Here is a 17,039-nt window from a genome sequence, read left to right on the forward strand (position 1 = left end):
TGTCTCTCGAAAGCGCTGGGCCTTCTAGGAGGATCCTGAATCAGGACCTATGGACTACGTCTCACTGCGCGTGGTTATGCTGACGGCATTCTGAGCAATGGGACAAAAGTCCCATGACGAATGTCGCATTATGCAGTAAGCGACGAGGGAGTCCTGTCCGCGCCGGATCAGAAGCGTGGAATGTTGCGCATATTTGACGTTGCCATTGACACTGCTTCGCCGGCACCGCGGTTCAACACGATCTTCGACATGGCCGTGGCAAAGCCGAACAGCTGCTCGCCGGTAATTTCAGGTGGAAGGCTCAGCGCGTTTGGATCGGTGATGACTTCGACGAGGGAGGGACCGCGATGGCTGAGCGCCCTCGTCAAGGCGTTGCGCACATCCTGAGGATCGTCCACGCGTTCAGCTTGGAATCCCATTGCGGACGCGACATCTGCATAGTGCATGTCGTGCACGTCGGTGCCGAAGTCAGGCATTCCGTCCACGAGCATCTCCAGCTTGACCATGCCCAGCGTTGAGTTATTGAACACGATGACCGTGATGGGCAGGTCATGCATGCGGGCTGTGACCAGCTCGCCGAGCAGCATTGACAGGCCGCCGTCGCCTGAAATGGAGATCACCTGGCGGTCCGGGAATGCTTCCTGAGCGCCGATGGCCTGAGGCAGAGCATTCGCCATTGATCCGTGCAGGAAGGAGCCGATCAGTCGGCGCGACCCCAGCGGATCGATGTAGCGGGCTGTCCACACGTTGCACATGCCGGTGTCGGCGGTGAAGATCGCGTCGCGTGCGGCAATCTCGTTCAGGACGTGTGCGACGTATTCGGGGTGAATCGGCTTGATGTGCTCGACCTTGCGCGTATAGGAGCCGACGGGTGCCTTCATGATCTTGGCGTGCTTCTTGAGCTGCTTCTTCAGGAATGCTGATGAGCGGCGTCCCTTGAGCTGCGGCATGAGGCTGTCAATCAATGCCTTGACATCGGCGCAGATCGGCAGGGACACGTCGGTGCGTCGTCCGAGTTTTTCGGGGCTGTTGTCGACCTGTACGGTCAGCGTGTCAGGCAGGAACTGGTTGTACGGGAAGTCTGTTCCAAGCAGCAACAGGACATCCGCATCGTTCATGCCTTCTGCAGCTGCGCCGTATCCCAGCAGGCCGGTCATGCCGACATCGAAGGGGTTGTCGTACTGAATGAAGTCTTTCCCGCGCAGGGTATGCCCGATTGGTGCCTGCAGTGCGTCTGCCAGTGCAATGACCTCATCATGTGCGCCCGCCACACCGATACCCGCGAAAATCGCGACCTTCTTGGCTTTGTTGAGCATGGTGGCAAGCTGAGCAACATCATCGGGGTTGGGGTGCAGAATCGGACGGCGAGCCGGAACGAACTGGGGTGTGGGAGCCTGCGCCTTCTGGTCAGACACGTCACCGGGAATCGTCACCACTGCGACACCCTGAGTGCCAATCGCGTGACGGATCGCAGCGTTCATGACGCGCGGAGCCTGTTGAGCGGTGGAAACCATTTCGCAGTACGACGAGCACTCCACAAAAAGCCGGTCGGGGTGGGTCTCCTGGAAGTAAGACTGTCCGATCTGCACGCTGGGAATGTGTGAGGCGATAGCCAGGACAGGCGCGCCGGAACGCTGCGCATCAAAGAGGCCGTTGATCAGGTGCAGGTTTCCCGGGCCGCATGAACCCGCACACACTGCCAGTTTTCCGGACACCTGAGCATCAGCGGCAGCGGCGAACGCGGCCGACTCCTCGTGGCGCACGTGCACCCAGTCGATACCGCCCCTGGCGGATCCTCCGGTTTTGCGCACCGCATCAACAATTGGGTTGAGCGAATCGCCCACGATTCCATAGATCCGATGTACTCCAGCTTCCACCAATTGGCTGACGAGTTGTTCTGCGACGTTCATTGCGTCTTTTTCCTTAACCGTCGAGGATCGATCTGCGAATCACCACATACATGCGGCGCATCTTTTACTGTACGCAATCTTGCTGCCATATACCTCGTGATGACGCTCACGAGGGAGCCCTCGCTCGCAGTGACGGTCACCATTGACGAGGGGCGAGCATCAACGACGCGGATCCATGTGCCGCACACTGGACACTGTCGCATCGGGCCTCTGGCCTTGGTTAGGATCACTATCGAAACGTCTGATCAATGAAGGGGTGCACGATGTCGGAACAGCCGCGCACAGTGCGAGTCGCCATCCTGGGAGCGGGAACCGTCGGCTCGCAGGTCATTCGACTGATCCACGAACGAAGCGCTGACTTGAGCGAACGATGCGGAGCGCAGCTGGAAATCTCAGCTGTCGTCGTGCGAAATGTGCACGCCCCGCGTGATGTTGACATCGATCCGGAACTGCTGACAACGGATGCGGCAGAAGCGATCGACCATGCAGACATCGTCATCGAACTGATCGGCGGCATTGAACCGGCACGTGAATACGTGCTGCGGGCCCTGAATGGTGGGGCAACGGTCGTGACCGGCAACAAGGCACTGCTTGCCGCCCACGGTCCGGAACTGTACGAGGCTGCGGCCCAGGCGGATACGGATCTGTACTTCGAAGCGGCAGTGGCTGGAGCCGTCCCAGTTGTCTACGGTCTGCGTGAATCGCTGGCAGGTGACAAGATCAGCCGTATTGTCGGCATCGTCAATGGCACGACGAACTTCATCCTTGATTCCATGCTCAACGCACACGCCAGCTACGAACAAGCCCTTGCCGACGCGCAGAAACGAGGCTACGCGGAAGCTGACCCCACTGCTGATGTCGAAGGGTATGACGCTGCCGCTAAGTGCGCACTGCTGGCCTCTCTGGCGTTCCATTCACGCGTATCCATGAACGATGTCAGCGTCGAAGGCATCTCGCAGATCACCGCTGACGACATGATGGAAGCGGCGCGCACCAATCACGTGATCAAACTGCTCGCCGTGGCTGAGCGTTGCCTCGACGATCTGGGCAATGAAGTGATCAACGCGCGCGTTCATCCGGCCCTCGTGCCGACAGGACACCCACTGGCCACTGTCGACGGCGTGTACAACGCCGTCATCATCGAAGGCGAATCTGCCGGACGGCTCATGTTCTACGGGCAAGGCGCAGGCGGTGCGCCAACTGCCTCAGCGGTATTGTCCGACCTGGTCGCCGGGGCGTCCCACCGTGTGCACGGTGGCCATGCTCCGCGCGAATCCACCTACGCGCATCTGCCGATCATTGAACAGGGCATGACACGCACCCGCTATCAGCTTCGTCTGCATGTTCATGACGATCTGGGTGTTTTAGCTGACGTGGCCTCCGTATTCGCCCGTCACGGCGTATCCATCCACTCGGTCGACCAGCGTGACGGTGAACCGGGTGCGCAAACCACCATCGTGATCGCCACGCACTGTGCCCGTGAGGCTGACGTGCTGGCAGTAGCTGAAGCACTCCGTCAATCTGACGCCGTCATCGACGTGGCGTCGCTCCTACGTATGGAAGGTGAATAACACATGGCTCATCAATGGCGCGGATTGCTGCGTGAATACGCTGAGCGGCTCCCACTGGAAGAATCCGACCCGGTTGTCACACTGCTGGAAGGTGGCACACCACTGGTAGAAGCTCCTGCCATTTCGAAGCGCGTCGGAGCGCGCGTCTGGCTGAAAGTGGAAGGCGCCAACCCGACTGGCTCGTTCAAGGACCGCGGCATGACAATGGCCGTGTCCAAAATCGCCGCCACCGACACCCAGATGATCGCCTGCGCCTCCACCGGCAACACGTCAGCCTCGGCTGCAGCCTATGCTGTGGCTGCCGGACTGCAATGCGTCGTGATCCTGCCCGCCGGAAAAATCGCTGCAGGAAAGCTGGCCCAGGCCATCATGCATGGTGCCCGCCTGGTTCAGGTCGACGGAAACTTCGACGATGCGCTGCGCATTGTGCGCAAGCTGACGGAAACCTACCCTGTCGCACTGGTCAACTCGGTCAACCCCTACCGCCTACAGGGGCAAAAGACCGCCGCATTCGAAATCGTTGACGCGCTGGGCGATGCGCCCGACATTCACATACTGCCCGTGGGAAACGCCGGGAACATTTCCGCCTACTGGATGGGTTACAACGAATACGCTGGCCAGAAAGCTGTCACCACGATGGAAGAGTCCTACCGGAACCTTCCAGCCGTTGCCACACACGTACCGCAGATGTGGGGCGTGCAGGCAGCCGGAGCGGCACCATTTGTTGCCGGACACCCCATCGACAACCCGGAAACAATTGCGACCGCCATCCGGATCGGATTCCCTGCGTCGTGGGATTTCGCCTCACGTGCGCGCGACGATTCCAAGGGACTCATCACCGCTGTTCCCGACGAGGAAATCATGCGCGCCCAGCAGATCATCGCCGGCGAAGCCGGAGTATTCGTCGAGCCGGCATCTGCCGCATCCGTGGCCGGGCTGCTCCGCGCAGCTGAAGACGGACGCGTTCCGCGCGACGCACGAATTGTGTGCACGGTGACGGGCAATGGCCTGAAGGATACGAAGACGGCGCTCGCGGCTCTGCCTGACGGGGGTGTGCAGGCCGAAGTCGTTGCACCCGACACGCACGAAGTTGCTGAACTGCTGGGGTTGAAGTAGCCGACGTTACCGAGGTGCACGCAGGCGCATCGCTGTGCCGTTAGTGGGCGATTCGGCGCCGTGTGCGGTCTAGACTAAGTTTCATCGCCTCATGAACGGCGGCGAGCGCCGCCCTCGTTCACTGTTAATCAATGTGTGGGAGACCATCGTGCAACTGCGTGCGGATTTTGCTCGTGTCAGCGTGCCGGCCACCAGCGCCAATTTGGGGCCGGGTTTTGACTGTCTCGGGATCGCACTGGATCTGCGCGACATCGTGTCCGTTCACGCCACTGCCGGCCCGACCAGCATTGTTGTCGAGGGCGAAGGGGCAGGCACTGTCAGCGAGGGCGACGACAACCTGATCGTGCGTGCGATGCGAGTGGGCTTGGATCATGTGGGCGCGCCGCAGGTAGGCGTGAGAATGCACTGCCATAACGTCATTCCGCACAGCAGGGGATTAGGCTCATCGGCCAGTGCCGTCGTGGCGGGACTGGCCCTGGCGCGCGAGCTGATCCGCGACGCTGAGGCGCTGGATGATCACACGATCCTGCAGCTCGCCACGCACATGGAAGGACATCCGGACAATGTGGCCCCCGCAATCGAAGGCGGCATGACAGTGGCGTGGATGGGTGATGATGACGCTCAGGCCCTGCGATTTGAGCCCCCCGCGTCGATGACGCCCACCGTGTTTATTCCTGATTTCCCACTCGCCACGTCGAAGGCGCGTCAGGTCCTGCCCGACGTCGTGCCCTATCGCGATGCTGTTGCCAACATTTCACGTGCAGCTGTGCTGGTTGCCGTCATGTCCGACAATGCGCGCACTGTCGGCTCGGACGATGCGGATATCAGCCGCTGGCTTTTCGACGCAACTGAGGACCATCTGCACCAGGAATACCGGCGCGCCGTGATGGAGCCGTCACTGGCACTGGTTGACTGGCTGCGTGAAGCCGGCGTGGCGGCAGTGGTCTCCGGCGCAGGACCCACTGTCATGGCGTTGAACCACGTGGATGATGACATGCGTGCGAGCGCGCAGCGGTCGGGTTGGACTGTGCGCTCTCTGGCTGTCAGCGGGGATGGAATCCGAACAGATCGCCCGCAGCGTCCCAATGTGTGATTTTCCGCTCAACAATCCTCGCATTGCCACGCGAAAGATGGCATAGTGGGGGGAGAAGTGGTTAAACTTTTCAGCGGTGACTGTGTTGTACAGTCATAGCCGCTGTGTCGGCCATCCTGGTACTCGTCACAAGACTTGTTCGACGTGTACACCTCCGTTTGTGTATCTTTCAACGGATTTCATCTGCCCGCATAGGGCGATCAAGTGAGGAACAATTAGTGAGCAACGATCACACTGATGGCGCATCGAATCACGCGCCATTGTCAGCCATGAAGCTGACGGAGCTGAAGGCACTTGCAGCGCAGATGGGGCTCCGCGGAGTCTCGACCATGCGCAAGGCCGATCTGGTCTCCACCATCGAAGCCGCCCGCCGCGGCAACAATTTGTCTCAAGCACGCTCAGAGCACAAACGCCCTGCCGCTGACGCCTCTGAACGCCACCAATCTGAATCGACAGGCGAACAGGCCTCGACACCGACACGGTCACGAGGACGTCGCCGCGTCGCCACTGCCGGTGCTGTCGAGCCGCGTCAATTCTCACTCGACTTTCCTGGGTCGGACTTCCAGAGCAAGCCGCTGGCTCCCAAGGGTGACGGCCACGACGAGGGCGACTCATCTGACGAGCACCGCGAACGCAAGCCACTGGCCCGCAAGGGCAATGGTCACGGACGTTCACGCTCCAACCAGTATGAGCGCAACAACGAGGCGCGTGAGAATCGCGCGGCTGCCCTCGATGTGCGTGCTGAACTCGCCGGTGTTCACAGTGATGATGACTCGGCCGACGCCGAGCAGTCCGGTAGCGAGTCAGCTCACCGCAAACTCAATGAGATTGAACTGCCTGAAGGCGACAACGCGAACAACTCCCGTGGGCGCGGTCGCAGAGAACGCAATGCGCGCCGCCGCGGACGAGACCGTGACGAGCGCCGAGACCGCTCAGATCGTTCGGAGCGAAATTCGCGCAACAACCGCCGTCGCGACAATGAGCCGGAAATTCGTGAAGACGATGTGCTGGCACCTATCGCAGGCATCCTGGACGTTCAGGAAAACCACGCCTTTGTTCGTACCTCGGGATACCTGGCCGGCCCGAACGATGTGTACGTCACTTTGGGCAATGTGCGCCGATGGAACCTGCGCGCAGGCGATGCCGTCTCCGGTGCGGTGCGTCAGCCTCGCGAAGGCGAGCGCCAGCGCCAGAAGTACAACGCACTGGTCAAGGTGGACACCGTTAACGGAATGTCTGTCGAGGAAGCCGGCGAGCGCCGCGAATTCGGCAAACTGACACCGCTGTACCCCAATGAGCAGCTGCGCCTGGAAACCACCCCGAAGGCCGTGACGCCTCGCGTCATCGACCTGGTGGCACCGATCGGCAAGGGACAGCGAGGATTGATCGTCTCCCCTCCGAAGGCCGGTAAGACGATGATTATCCAGCAGATCGCCAAGGCAATCGAGGTCAATAACCCTGAGGTTCACCTCATGGTCGTCCTGGTTGACGAGCGTCCTGAAGAAGTCACCGACATGCGCTCTATTGTCAAGGGTGAAGTCATCGCCTCCACCTTCGACCGCCCCGCTTCCGACCACACCACGGTTGCCGAACTTGCCATTGAGCGAGCCAAGCGCTTGGTCGAGCTGGGACAGGACGTTGTCGTGCTGCTCGATTCACTCACGCGCCTGTCACGCGCCTACAACCTGGCGGCACCGGCGTCAGGTCGTATCCTCTCCGGTGGTGTGGACGCTTCCGCGCTGTACCCGCCCAAGAAGTTCTTCGGCGCAGCCCGCAACCTCAAGGAAGGCGGCTCACTGACCATCGTGGCCTCTGCCTTGGTGGAGACCGGGTCCAAGATGGACGAAGTCATCTTTGAAGAGTTCAAGGGCACCGGCAACATGGAACTGCGCCTGTCGCGCGCGCTGGCAGATCGTCGAATCTTCCCGGCCATCGATGTCAACGCCTCGGGCACTCGTCGCGAGGAAGTCCTGTTCAAGCCTGAAGAGCTGCGCATCATGTGGAAGCTGCGCCGCGTCCTCGGATCCCTTGAGCAACAGCAGGCACTGGAAGTGGTTCTGGACAAACTCAAGGAAACCCAGTCCAATGCTGAGTTCCTCATGCTGATCCAGAAGACCACGCCGAACGCTGACTAGATTACCCACCGGCGGTGCGGGTGGGTAATCTCACCTGCACCGCCGGTACATCATCTGGATCTATCGGCCGGAAAGTGGCACAATTGCAACTCGGTTCCGGTTCACCGCGTAATGCGCGATGTCGATGATTGCGCATGCGGACCCGGCGTCCTCGAATCCCGTAAGGAGAAAACCATGAAAAAGGGTATCCACCCCGAATACGTTCCCACCACGGTGACGTGCACATGCGGCAACTCGTTTGAAACACGCTCGACGATTACGTCGGGTCAGATGCGCGTGGACGTGTGCTCCCAGTGCCACCCGTTCTACACGGGTAAGCAGAAGATTATGGATACTGGTGGCCGCGTGGCTCGCTTCGAAGCCCGTTACGGCAAACGCAGCAAGTAGCGTTTGACTTCAGCGCCGGTGACCCGTCAGGGCACCGGCGTCTTTGTATCGCACATCTTTTCGCCACAATCGGAGGAGCTCGCATGGCATCGGCATCACACGCAGATGAATTCCCGACGCTGCAGGCACTGCTCGAAGAGCACCATAGTGTCGAGCAGCAAATGGCAGATCCTGCACTGCACAACGATCAGGCAAAGGCTCGTAAAGTGGGGCGGCGCTACGCCGAACTGAACCGTGTTGCCGAGGCTTACCAGCGCTACTGCGCAGCCAGTGACGATATGGAAGCAGCTCGCGAACTCGCCGAGGAGGATCCGTCATTTGCGGATGAGGTGACAAGCCTGGAGGAACAGACCTGCCAGGCGCACGATGCCCTCGTCGATATTCTGACGCCGCGCGACCCTGACGACGCGCTCGATGTGATCCTGGAAGTCAAGAGCGGTGAAGGCGGCGAAGAATCCGCCCTGTTCGCAGCAGACCTGGCACGTATGTACGAGCGCTACGCCACCACGAAGGGATGGTCGGTCACCGAACTGTCCTCCACGCCCACCGAGCTGGGCGGTTTCAAGGACATCACGATGGCGATCCGCGCCAAAGGCACACCCAGCCCGGAAGAAGGCGTGTGGGCTCATCTCAAGTACGAGGGTGGCGTTCACCGCGTCCAACGCATTCCTGTCACCGAATCGCAGGGACGAATCCACACCTCTGCTGCCGGCGTATTCGTCATGCCGGAAGTCGAAGAAGATGACGAAGTTGAAATCGACCAGAACGATCTGCGCATCGACGTCTACCGTTCGTCAGGGCCTGGCGGACAGTCCGTGAACACGACGGACTCGGCTGTGCGCATCACTCACATTCCGACCGGCATCGTCGTGTCGATGCAAAATGAGAAATCGCAGCTGCAAAACCGTATCGCAGCTATGCGCGTGCTGGCATCCAGACTTGCTGCTGAAGCCAGGGCCAAGCGTGAGGCTGAAGCCAGCGCACAGCGCCTGTCTCAGGTACGCACCGTTGACCGCTCGGAGCGCATCCGCACCTACAATTTCCCGGAAAACCGCATCTCTGACCATCGCACCGGTTTCAAGGCCTACAACCTTGACCAGGTGTTGTCCGGCTCCCTGGATCCTGTCATCCAGTCAGCGATCGACACTGACGAGGCAGCGCGCCTGGGCAAAGCGGGCGATGAATAGGGCACTGAACGAGCAGCTGGTGCTGCCGCGTTCAGCAACCTATACGCCACGCGAATTGTTCGCGTGGGGCAGACGCGCCCTTCAAGCAGTCAACCTGGAGGGAGCACACGCCGACCAGGATGCCCGTGAGCTGCTGGAATGGGTACTGGGCTGTGACAGCCTCGTGAGCGCCCCGGACCAGGTGGGCGCGCGCGCAGCAGAACGCTACCGCTGCGCCATCGCATCGAGGCGCACCAGCATTCCTCTGCAGCACATCACGGGTCGCATGTATTTTCGGATGCTCACCCTGCGCGCAGAGCCCGGCGTATTCGTTGTTCGACCCGAAACCGAAATGGTCGCGCAGCACGCCATTGACGCGGCGCGAACCTGCAGTGCGGATGAGCCTGTGGTGGTGGACCTGTGTACAGGGTCGGGAGCCATCGCACTTGCGGTTGCCACCGAGGTACCCGCCTCGCGCGTTCTTGCCGTGGAGATTGACGAGGCTGCCTGTCAGCTTGCCGCTCGCAATATCGCTGACATCGAGCCGGTGCGCGTTCATCTGGTACGCGCCGATGCATTATCCGCCCTCGTCGAATACGAGGGGAGGGCCGACGTTGTCGTGTCGAACCCGCCGTATGTTCCCGGCAGCGCCCACCCTACGCAACGCGAAGCGCAACTGGACCCGCCGCGTGCCTTGTATGGCGGGGGAGAAGATGGGCTGGTGATCCCACGTGGCATCATGACCCGGGCGCGCGCCCTGCTGGCTCCGGGCGGCACACTCGTTATGGAGCACGCCGAATCTCAGGCAGAGGATCTGGTGGCATACGCTACAGCTCAGGGCTTCACGAATGTGCATACGGCACCGGATTTGACGGGACGGCCCCGCATGGTTATCGCAACCGCCCCCGTCGTGGAACAATAGCCGCGTGGCACATTCGACTATTCTTCACTGTTCACATGGCATCTCAGCGCAGGATCTGCAGCGCATCCGCACGTGTGTCAACCGTGGTGGCCTCATCGTCATGCCGACCGACACGGTCTACGGGATCGGCGCAACCGCACACGACCCTGCCGCCGTCGAAGCTGTTCAACACGCCAAGGGGCGAGGACGCTCCAAACCACCGCCGGTTCTGGTCGCAGATAATGAAGCGCTGGACGTGCTTGGCACTGACATCAGTGAGAGCACGCGTTTACTGGCGCGACGGTTCTGGCCTGGAGGCTTGACGCTGATCGTCCGCGCCCACCCCGACCTGGGCTGGGATCTGGGCGACACGGGCGGCACGATCGCACTGCGCATGCCTGATAGTGAGGTGGCGCTGTCGATTTTGCGCGAATGCGGTCCAATGGCCGTCACATCAGCGAATCTGACGGGCGAGCCTCCCGCCACCAGTGTTGAGGCGGCCGCTGCCTCGTTCGAGGATCACGTCGACCTGTATATTGACGGTGGTCCAACGGCGGGGGCGACTCCCTCGACGATCATCAATATGGCCACGGAGCAGCCCACACTGATCCGCCTGGGCGTCATCGACCCGCGCGACCTGGAAGATACGGCGGGCTGCACTTTTAAAAGTCCTGAGGACAAGTAGAGGCCGCCACCGATGAAGGTCTACCTGCTGCTCATGCTCATAGCCAGTGGTGTCACCGCGATTATGACGCCGCTGGTGCGATGGACATGCCTACGGTGGGGGATTGTGCCGAAGCTGCGTGAACGCGATATTCAGGTCACACCGATACCGCGACTGGGTGGCATCGCCATGACCGTCGGTCTGCTCATCACTTTGCTGATCGGCTCACGAATCCCGTACATGGCGCCCGTGTATTCGACCAGCATCCCGTGGGCAGTGATGGCAGGTGCTGCAGCCATGTGCGTGCTGGGCGTGCTCGATGACCTGCTGGAGCTGGACTGGCTGACCAAACTGACCGGACAGATCCTGATCGCCGGTCTCATGGCACTCCAGGGTGTTCAACTCGTTTCATTTCCCATCTTCGGCATCACGATCGGGTCGTCACGGTTGTCGCTGATTGCCACCGTGTTCGTCATGGTCGGCATCGTCAACGCCGTGAACTTCATTGATGGTCTGGACGGTCTGGCGGCCGGAGTCGTGGGGATTGGTGCGGCCGTGTTCTTCGGGTATTCCTACCTGCTGTCACGCCAGCTTGGTGCACAGTCATATGCGACAACCGCGTCACTGATCGTGATTGCACTGGTCGGGATCTGCGCCGGGTTCTTGTGGTACAACTATCACCCCTCGTCCATCATGATGGGCGGGGGAGCTGAGACGCTGGGATTGATTCTGGCTGCCTCCGGTGTCATCGTCACCGGTCAGATCGACCCCAACGTGCTGGAGCGAAGCCAGATCATCGCCGGTCTCATGCCGATTATTTTGCCCCTGGCTGTGATCGTCGTCCCCATCGGAGATCTGATGGTGACGGCAGTTCGACGCATGATGCGTGGGAAGAGCCCATTCCACGCCGACCGCTCCCACTTCCACGATCGCCTATTGGCACGAGGACGTTCCCATCGCGCCGTTGTCATGATTTTGTATTTATGGACGGCGATCATTTCGACTGCCGCATTGTCCTTGCTGCTGGTTGAATGGAATCGGACAGTGATGATTTTTGTGCCGTTGATTGTCCTGGCCACGATCCTGACCGCATCTGAATTCCCGTGGAAGATATCAGCGCGCGCACGCCCGCCACAGTCCGAGGCAGATGCGCCCGACCCGAGATCCGAAAGGTAGCCATGTCACTCGACCATGACCACACGCCCACCCGCGCAGCTACTCAGCCAGCGATGAATCGCGCCATGACAGCGCTGCGCCGGTTCATAGTGCTTGCAGGCGTCGTGATGACAGGCGGGGTCCTGGTGTGCTGGGCGTTGATGTCAACGGTCGGCTGGACGACCGCGCTGGTCAGCATCCTGGTTGTGGCAGTCCTGTGCGCCGCCGAATTCGTTGCACTGCCGCGCATGGTCGCGCAGGGACCGAATCTGTTTCTGGCGTGGATCGGCGGGGGATATTTGCTCAAGCTTGTGGCAGTGGCGGTCGCGCTCTTGGCATCGCGCCCCCTGGGGCTCAATCACCGCGTTGTCGCGATGACAGTAATCGTGACAATCCTCTCATTGATGGTGATTGAACTCGTGATTTTGATGCGTACACGCATCCCCACGGTGGTCCCAGTTGCGACGCAATCCGGTCAAGTGGCGCAAACTCGCGACCACTCCCGCACGCGGTTAGGTGAGCACGATCCGGGTGCTGACACCTCAATGTGACGTTTGTCCCGCGTATCAGGTGGTTTTGGCACTAAAGAGGGTCTGAACCCTGTTAGAGTAGGGACGCTGCAACGCTCGTGACACCACGTGTCGGCTAGCCTGTAGAGCAGTGCATGCGGATCGAAAGGAGGCCGTCCTCGGCGATGTCAACGACCCAGGTGTCCACACAGGTCACGTCACGCTCCGCTGAGCCCAGGCGACGTAACCTTCCGCTCTGGTACTGGATTGTCACGGCAGGTCTGGTTCTTCTGATAGCTCTGACAGCTATCCCTGCGCTGCGCAGCCATCCCCACAGTCCCGGTGTGACAGATTTCTTCCCGCCATCACTGTTCGGACCTGAACACGGTACGGTGGTCAACCGCCTGACACTGGCACGCATCATTGCTGCGGTGCTGATCTGCGCTCTGTTTGTTGCTGGCGCAATGAGGGCGAAGATCGTCCCCACTCGCTTCCAGCAACTGATTGAAGCATGTGCCCTGTTTATCCGCGATTCGATCTCCATCCCGATGTTGGGGGAGAAGCGAGGGCGACAGTACGCGCCACTGATCGGCGTCTTTTTCTTCGGCGTGATCGCAATGAACATCACCGGTATCGTTCCCGGTATCAACATTGCCGCCTCGTCGGTAATCGCTGTGCCGCTGGTGTTCGCAATCTTCTCCTACGTGTCGTTCATCTGGGCGGGTATCCGTACCCGCGGCGTCGGCACGTTCTTTGCTGAGCAGCTCTTGCCGAAGGGACTCCCTAAGCCGGTTTACCTGCTGATCACTCCCATCGAGTTTTTCTCAACATTCATTGTCCGCCCTGCAACGCTGGCGATCCGACTCCTGTGCAACATGATGTCGGGACACCTGTTGCTCGCATTGACGTTCTTCGGGACGTCAGCCCTGCTGGCGGCGGCAGGCTCGCTCAAGGCTCTGGCGGCCGTCACATTCGCGGCAGCCATTGCAATGACGCTTTTCGAGATCTTCGTCGCCTTCCTGCAGGCCTACATTTTTGCCACGCTGACTGCTGTCTACATCAAGTTGTCGGTGGAGTCCCATTAGTCAAATACACAGCCGCTCGGCACACACAGAAAAGGAAGAATCCATGACCGGAACAATCGCCTACATCGGCTACGGAATTGCAACCCTCGGACCTGCTTTGGGTATTGGCATGCTGGTGGGCAAGACCCAGGAAGCAACCGCCCGTCAGCCTGAGGTTGCCGGCCGTCTGTTCACCAACATGATCATCGGTGCCGCACTTGTCGAAGCCCTCGGCTTGATCGGCTTCGCAATGCCCTTCGTCGTTCAGTGATATTCATGTTGCCAATGCAAGAAGCAGGAGATGCGGCGGCTGGGACGAGCGTCCTCGTCCCACCAGTGGCCGAAGTCTTTCTGTCTGCCATCATTTTGCTGGGAATCTGGCTTGTCATCGGCAAGTTCGCTCTTCCCCGCATCTACGCGATGATGGATGAGCGCGAGGAGCGCATCGAGGCCGGTCTGCATGCTGCTGAACAGGCACGTGAAGACCGTGCACTTGCTGAACGCGAACGCGAAGAGGCGTTGGCGCAGGCCAACGTTGAAGCTCATTCCATTCGCGAGCAGGCAAATGCTGACGCGAAACGCATCAGGTCTCAGGCTCGCGAATCCGCCCAGGAAGAAGCCGCCCGCATTCAGGAGAACGCCCAGCGCCAGATTCAGGCTGAACGCCAGTCAGCAGTGGTTTCGCTGCGCTCGGACATTGGTGAGCTGGCAACCCAGCTGGCCGAACGCATCGTCTCGGAGCAGCTCAGGGATCAGGATCTGTCACATCGGGTGATGGACCGCTTCCTCGATGACCTTGATGACATGTCGTTGAGCACAGCTGCGTCGACCTCCGCACAGCCGCAAGGAACGAACGCATAATGCGCAGATCAAGCCGCATGAGTGTCGATGCCGCACAGTCAGTTGTGTCGCGCATCTTGTCGCCCACGTTCTCTGAAACTGACCAGGGACTGCGTGTGGCGGAAGAGCTCTTCGCTATCGCAGATATGGTCAGGGACGATTCACGCTTGGGTCGCTCATTGACCGATCCGGCGCGCGCTCGTGAGGACAAGGTGCGTCTGGCTGACGACTTGTTCGCCGCCACGGTCACCTCTCAGACGCTCGAGGTGATTCACACTCTCGTTGAGGGCGAGTGGTCATCGTCCAGTGACATTATCGAGGGTCTGGAGCAGGTGGGTATTCACGCTCTTCTGCGTGACGCGAAGTCTCATGACGGCTTGGACCGGGTTCTTTCCGAATTGTCCGACATTCACCAGGTCCTCCTGTCCAACCGGGAGCTGCGCACGCAGCTGTCGGTGCTGGGGCGTGGATCATCTGACGATCGGGCAGCTCTGGCGGAAAAGATTTTCGGACCTCACGTCAGCGCATGGACTCTGCGGATTGTGCGCCGCCAGGTCGGACGGCTCAACAAAGGACAGCTGATGTCGCATCTGCGCCATATCGCGCAGGACGCAGCGTCCCTGAAAGACGAAAACCTGGTGTCCGTCATCAGTGCCGGCCCGTTGACAGATGCTCAGATGCATCGCCTCCAGACGATGCTCAACGAGAAACTGGGCGAAACGGTCAGCATCGACATGACATATGATCCCTCCCTGATCGGAGGATTCCGAATCATTTCCGGCGACCTCGTCATAGATTCATCGATAGCAACGCGACTACGACAGTTGCACCAATCCCTCGCGCACTGATAGATGATGGCGCACCACAATACACAGACAAAGGAAACGCTCAATGGCTGAACTCTCGATTAGCTCCGAAGAGATCCGCTCGGCTCTCGATTCTTTTGTGGACTCCTACAAGCCCACTCAAGCGGCAGTCGAAGAAGTCGGACACGTCACCGAAACGGCCGACGGCATTGCCCGCGTGGAAGGCCTGCCCGGTGCAATGGCAAACGAGCTTCTTCGCTTTGAAGACGGCACGCTTGGCGTGGCCATGAACCTCGACGTGCGCGAAATTGGTGCCGTTCTGCTGGGTGATTTCAGCGGCATTGAAGAAGGCCAGCCGGTTCACCGCACAGGTGACGTTCTGTCTGTGCCGGTTGGTGACGGATACCTGGGGCGCACCGTTGACCCCCTCGGCAATCCGATCGACGGTCTGGGCGAGATCCAGGATCTGACGGGTCGACGCGCCCTCGAACTTCAGGCACCCGGCGTGATGATGCGTCGTTCGGTCCACGAGCCGCTCCAGACCGGTCTGAAAGCTATCGACTCGATGATTCCGATCGGACGTGGCCAGCGTCAGCTGATCATCGGTGACCGTCAGACAGGTAAGACCACCATCGCGATCGACACGATCATGAACCAGCGTGATAACTGGCTGTCGGGCGATCCGAGCAAGCAGGTGCGCTGCATCTACGTGGCGGTTGGCCAGAAGGGTTCGACGATCGCATCGGTGCGCTCCACACTGGAAGAAAACGGGGCGATGGACTACACCACCATCATTGCCTCACCGGCATCCGACCCCGCAGGCTTTAAGTACCTTGCGCCCTACACCGGATCCGCTATCGGACAGCACTGGATGTACGAGGGCAAGCACGTCCTCATCGTGTTCGATGACCTGTCCAAGCAGGCCGAGGCCTACCGAGCCGTGTCCCTTCTGCTGCGTCGCCCACCGGGGCGTGAAGCATACCCCGGCGACGTGTTCTACCTGCATTCACGTCTGCTGGAACGTTGCGCCAAACTCTCCGATGAACTGGGCGGCGGATCGATGACGGGTCTTCCCATCATCGAAACGAAAGCGAACGACGTATCGGCCTACATTCCGACCAACGTCATTTCAATCACCGACGGCCAGATCTTCCTGCAGTCGAATCTGTTCAACTCGAACCAGCGCCCTGCAGTCGACGTCGGTATCTCGGTGTCCCGCGTGGGTGGCGACGCTCAGATCAAGGCCATGAAGAAAGTGGCGGGCACGCTGAAACTGACGCTGGCCCAGTACCGTTCGATGGCGGCGTTCGCAATGTTCGCTTCCGACCTTGACGCCACGACCCGTTCACAGTTGACTCGTGGTGAGCGTCTGATGGAACTGCTCAAGCAGCCGCAGTCCACGCCGTACCCCGTGGAAGAACAGGTCGCATCGATCTGGGTGGGTACGCACGGCTACCTCGACAAGCTGGACGTGTCTGACGTGAGTTCCTACGAGCATCAGCTTCTGGACTACCTGCGCTCACACTCCGACGTGCTGACCACGATCCGCGAGACTGGCGTGCTGGATGATGACACGGAGAATGCTCTGCGTGAGGCCGCAGAGAAGTTCACGCAGCAATGGCTGAGCGCTCAGCCAGGTGAGAACCTGGAGGACGGCGAGGTTGAAGCTGAACATTCACGTGAAGAGATTGTCCGTCGTCGCCGTGAGAAGAAGGCCTGATC

16 protein-coding genes are annotated in these 17,039 nt (G+C 60.2%); 15 read left to right on the forward strand and 1 reads right to left on the reverse strand.

Translation table 11 applies throughout. The features are described 5' to 3' along the window. Positions 1–167: 167 nt before the first annotated feature. Positions 168–1,910 carry a pyruvate dehydrogenase gene (locus tag AC1EJZ_RS06980; RefSeq protein ID WP_070726417.1) on the reverse strand — a complete coding sequence of 581 codons (1,743 nt, stop codon included), beginning with the start codon at positions 1,908–1,910 and terminating at the stop codon, positions 168–170. 263 nt (positions 1,911–2,173) lie between these two features. Here AC1EJZ_RS06980 and AC1EJZ_RS06985 point away from each other — a divergent pair, with 263 nt between their 5' ends. The 15 genes from AC1EJZ_RS06985 (at position 2,174) to atpA (ending at position 17,037) form a co-directional block, all read left to right on the forward strand. Continuing rightward, on the forward strand, positions 2,174–3,481 hold the full coding sequence (locus tag AC1EJZ_RS06985; protein WP_480294378.1) for a homoserine dehydrogenase: 1,308 nt from the start codon (positions 2,174–2,176) through the stop codon (positions 3,479–3,481). A 3-nt stretch (positions 3,482–3,484) separates the two neighbouring features. Next, on the forward strand, positions 3,485–4,597 hold the full coding sequence (gene thrC, locus AC1EJZ_RS06990; protein WP_285015672.1) for a threonine synthase: 1,113 nt from the start codon (positions 3,485–3,487) through the stop codon (positions 4,595–4,597). Positions 4,598–4,745: 148 nt separating this feature from the next. Then, positions 4,746–5,690 (forward strand): homoserine kinase, encoded by a 945-nt coding sequence (thrB, locus tag AC1EJZ_RS06995; protein ID WP_070726485.1) that lies wholly within the window; start codon positions 4,746–4,748, stop codon positions 5,688–5,690. Positions 5,691–5,908: 218 nt separating this feature from the next. Then, a complete protein-coding gene (rho, locus tag AC1EJZ_RS07000; RefSeq protein WP_480294379.1) occupies positions 5,909–7,825 on the forward strand; it encodes a transcription termination factor Rho in 1,917 nt (638 codons plus the stop codon). Between the two features lie 174 nt (positions 7,826–7,999). After that, complete coding sequence (rpmE, locus tag AC1EJZ_RS07005; protein WP_058236992.1) at positions 8,000–8,212, forward strand: 50S ribosomal protein L31; 213 nt, start codon at positions 8,000–8,002, stop codon at positions 8,210–8,212. Positions 8,213–8,295: 83 nt separating this feature from the next. After that, positions 8,296–9,399: a peptide chain release factor 1 gene (prfA, locus tag AC1EJZ_RS07010; protein WP_480294380.1), complete on the forward strand. Its 1,104-nt coding sequence runs from the start codon at positions 8,296–8,298 to the stop codon at positions 9,397–9,399. Continuing rightward, positions 9,392–10,300 (forward strand): peptide chain release factor N(5)-glutamine methyltransferase, encoded by a 909-nt coding sequence (gene prmC, locus AC1EJZ_RS07015; protein WP_070726427.1) that lies wholly within the window; start codon positions 9,392–9,394, stop codon positions 10,298–10,300. The genes prfA and prmC overlap by 8 nt, the downstream gene beginning before the upstream one ends. Positions 10,301–10,304: 4 nt before the next feature. After that, complete coding sequence (locus AC1EJZ_RS07020; RefSeq protein ID WP_070726430.1) at positions 10,305–10,964, forward strand: L-threonylcarbamoyladenylate synthase; 660 nt, start codon at positions 10,305–10,307, stop codon at positions 10,962–10,964. A gap of 12 nt (positions 10,965–10,976) precedes the next feature. Next, positions 10,977–12,119 carry a glycosyltransferase family 4 protein gene (locus AC1EJZ_RS07025; protein WP_092648683.1) on the forward strand — a complete coding sequence of 381 codons (1,143 nt, stop codon included), beginning with the start codon at positions 10,977–10,979 and terminating at the stop codon, positions 12,117–12,119. A gap of 2 nt (positions 12,120–12,121) precedes the next feature. Then, positions 12,122–12,649, forward strand: coding sequence for a hypothetical protein (locus tag AC1EJZ_RS07030; protein ID WP_480294381.1), 528 nt, complete (start codon positions 12,122–12,124; stop codon positions 12,647–12,649). A 143-nt stretch (positions 12,650–12,792) separates the two neighbouring features. After that, positions 12,793–13,692 carry a F0F1 ATP synthase subunit A gene (atpB, locus tag AC1EJZ_RS07035; protein WP_285015655.1) on the forward strand — a complete coding sequence of 300 codons (900 nt, stop codon included), beginning with the start codon at positions 12,793–12,795 and terminating at the stop codon, positions 13,690–13,692. Positions 13,693–13,735: 43 nt separating this feature from the next. Continuing rightward, positions 13,736–13,942, forward strand: a complete 207-nt coding sequence (gene atpE / locus AC1EJZ_RS07040; RefSeq protein WP_092648680.1) for an ATP synthase F0 subunit C — start codon at positions 13,736–13,738, stop codon at positions 13,940–13,942. Positions 13,943–13,947: 5 nt separating this feature from the next. Further along, positions 13,948–14,532, forward strand: coding sequence for a F0F1 ATP synthase subunit B (locus AC1EJZ_RS07045; RefSeq protein WP_092649113.1), 585 nt, complete (start codon positions 13,948–13,950; stop codon positions 14,530–14,532). Next, positions 14,532–15,359 (forward strand): F0F1 ATP synthase subunit delta, encoded by an 828-nt coding sequence (locus AC1EJZ_RS07050; protein ID WP_480294384.1) that lies wholly within the window; start codon positions 14,532–14,534, stop codon positions 15,357–15,359. Before AC1EJZ_RS07045 ends, AC1EJZ_RS07050 begins: the two co-directional genes overlap by 1 nt. Positions 15,360–15,402: 43 nt before the next feature. Next, positions 15,403–17,037: a F0F1 ATP synthase subunit alpha gene (atpA, locus tag AC1EJZ_RS07055; RefSeq protein ID WP_092648678.1), complete on the forward strand. Its 1,635-nt coding sequence runs from the start codon at positions 15,403–15,405 to the stop codon at positions 17,035–17,037. The last annotated feature ends 2 nt before the right edge of the window (positions 17,038–17,039 follow it).

Source organism: Pauljensenia sp. C0170B5, assembly GCF_056590195.1.

Coding starts and splice junctions, on each gene's coding strand:
- AC1EJZ_RS06980 (WP_070726417.1), bottom strand. CDS start 1,910: ATGAACGTCGCAGAACAACTCGTCAGCCAATTGGTGGAAGCTGGAGTA.
- AC1EJZ_RS06985 (WP_480294378.1), top strand. CDS start 2,174: ATGTCGGAACAGCCGCGCACAGTGCGAGTCGCCATCCTGGGAGCGGGA.
- thrC (WP_285015672.1), top strand. CDS start 3,485: ATGGCTCATCAATGGCGCGGATTGCTGCGTGAATACGCTGAGCGGCTC.
- rpmE (WP_058236992.1), top strand. CDS start 8,000: ATGAAAAAGGGTATCCACCCCGAATACGTTCCCACCACGGTGACGTGC.
- prfA (WP_480294380.1), top strand. CDS start 8,296: ATGGCATCGGCATCACACGCAGATGAATTCCCGACGCTGCAGGCACTG.
- prmC (WP_070726427.1), top strand. CDS start 9,392: ATGAATAGGGCACTGAACGAGCAGCTGGTGCTGCCGCGTTCAGCAACC.
- AC1EJZ_RS07025 (WP_092648683.1), top strand. CDS start 10,977: ATGAAGGTCTACCTGCTGCTCATGCTCATAGCCAGTGGTGTCACCGCG.
- AC1EJZ_RS07030 (WP_480294381.1), top strand. CDS start 12,122: ATGTCACTCGACCATGACCACACGCCCACCCGCGCAGCTACTCAGCCA.
- atpB (WP_285015655.1), top strand. CDS start 12,793: ATGTCAACGACCCAGGTGTCCACACAGGTCACGTCACGCTCCGCTGAG.
- atpE (WP_092648680.1), top strand. CDS start 13,736: ATGACCGGAACAATCGCCTACATCGGCTACGGAATTGCAACCCTCGGA.
- AC1EJZ_RS07045 (WP_092649113.1), top strand. CDS start 13,948: ATGTTGCCAATGCAAGAAGCAGGAGATGCGGCGGCTGGGACGAGCGTC.
- AC1EJZ_RS07050 (WP_480294384.1), top strand. CDS start 14,532: ATGCGCAGATCAAGCCGCATGAGTGTCGATGCCGCACAGTCAGTTGTG.
- atpA (WP_092648678.1), top strand. CDS start 15,403: ATGGCTGAACTCTCGATTAGCTCCGAAGAGATCCGCTCGGCTCTCGAT.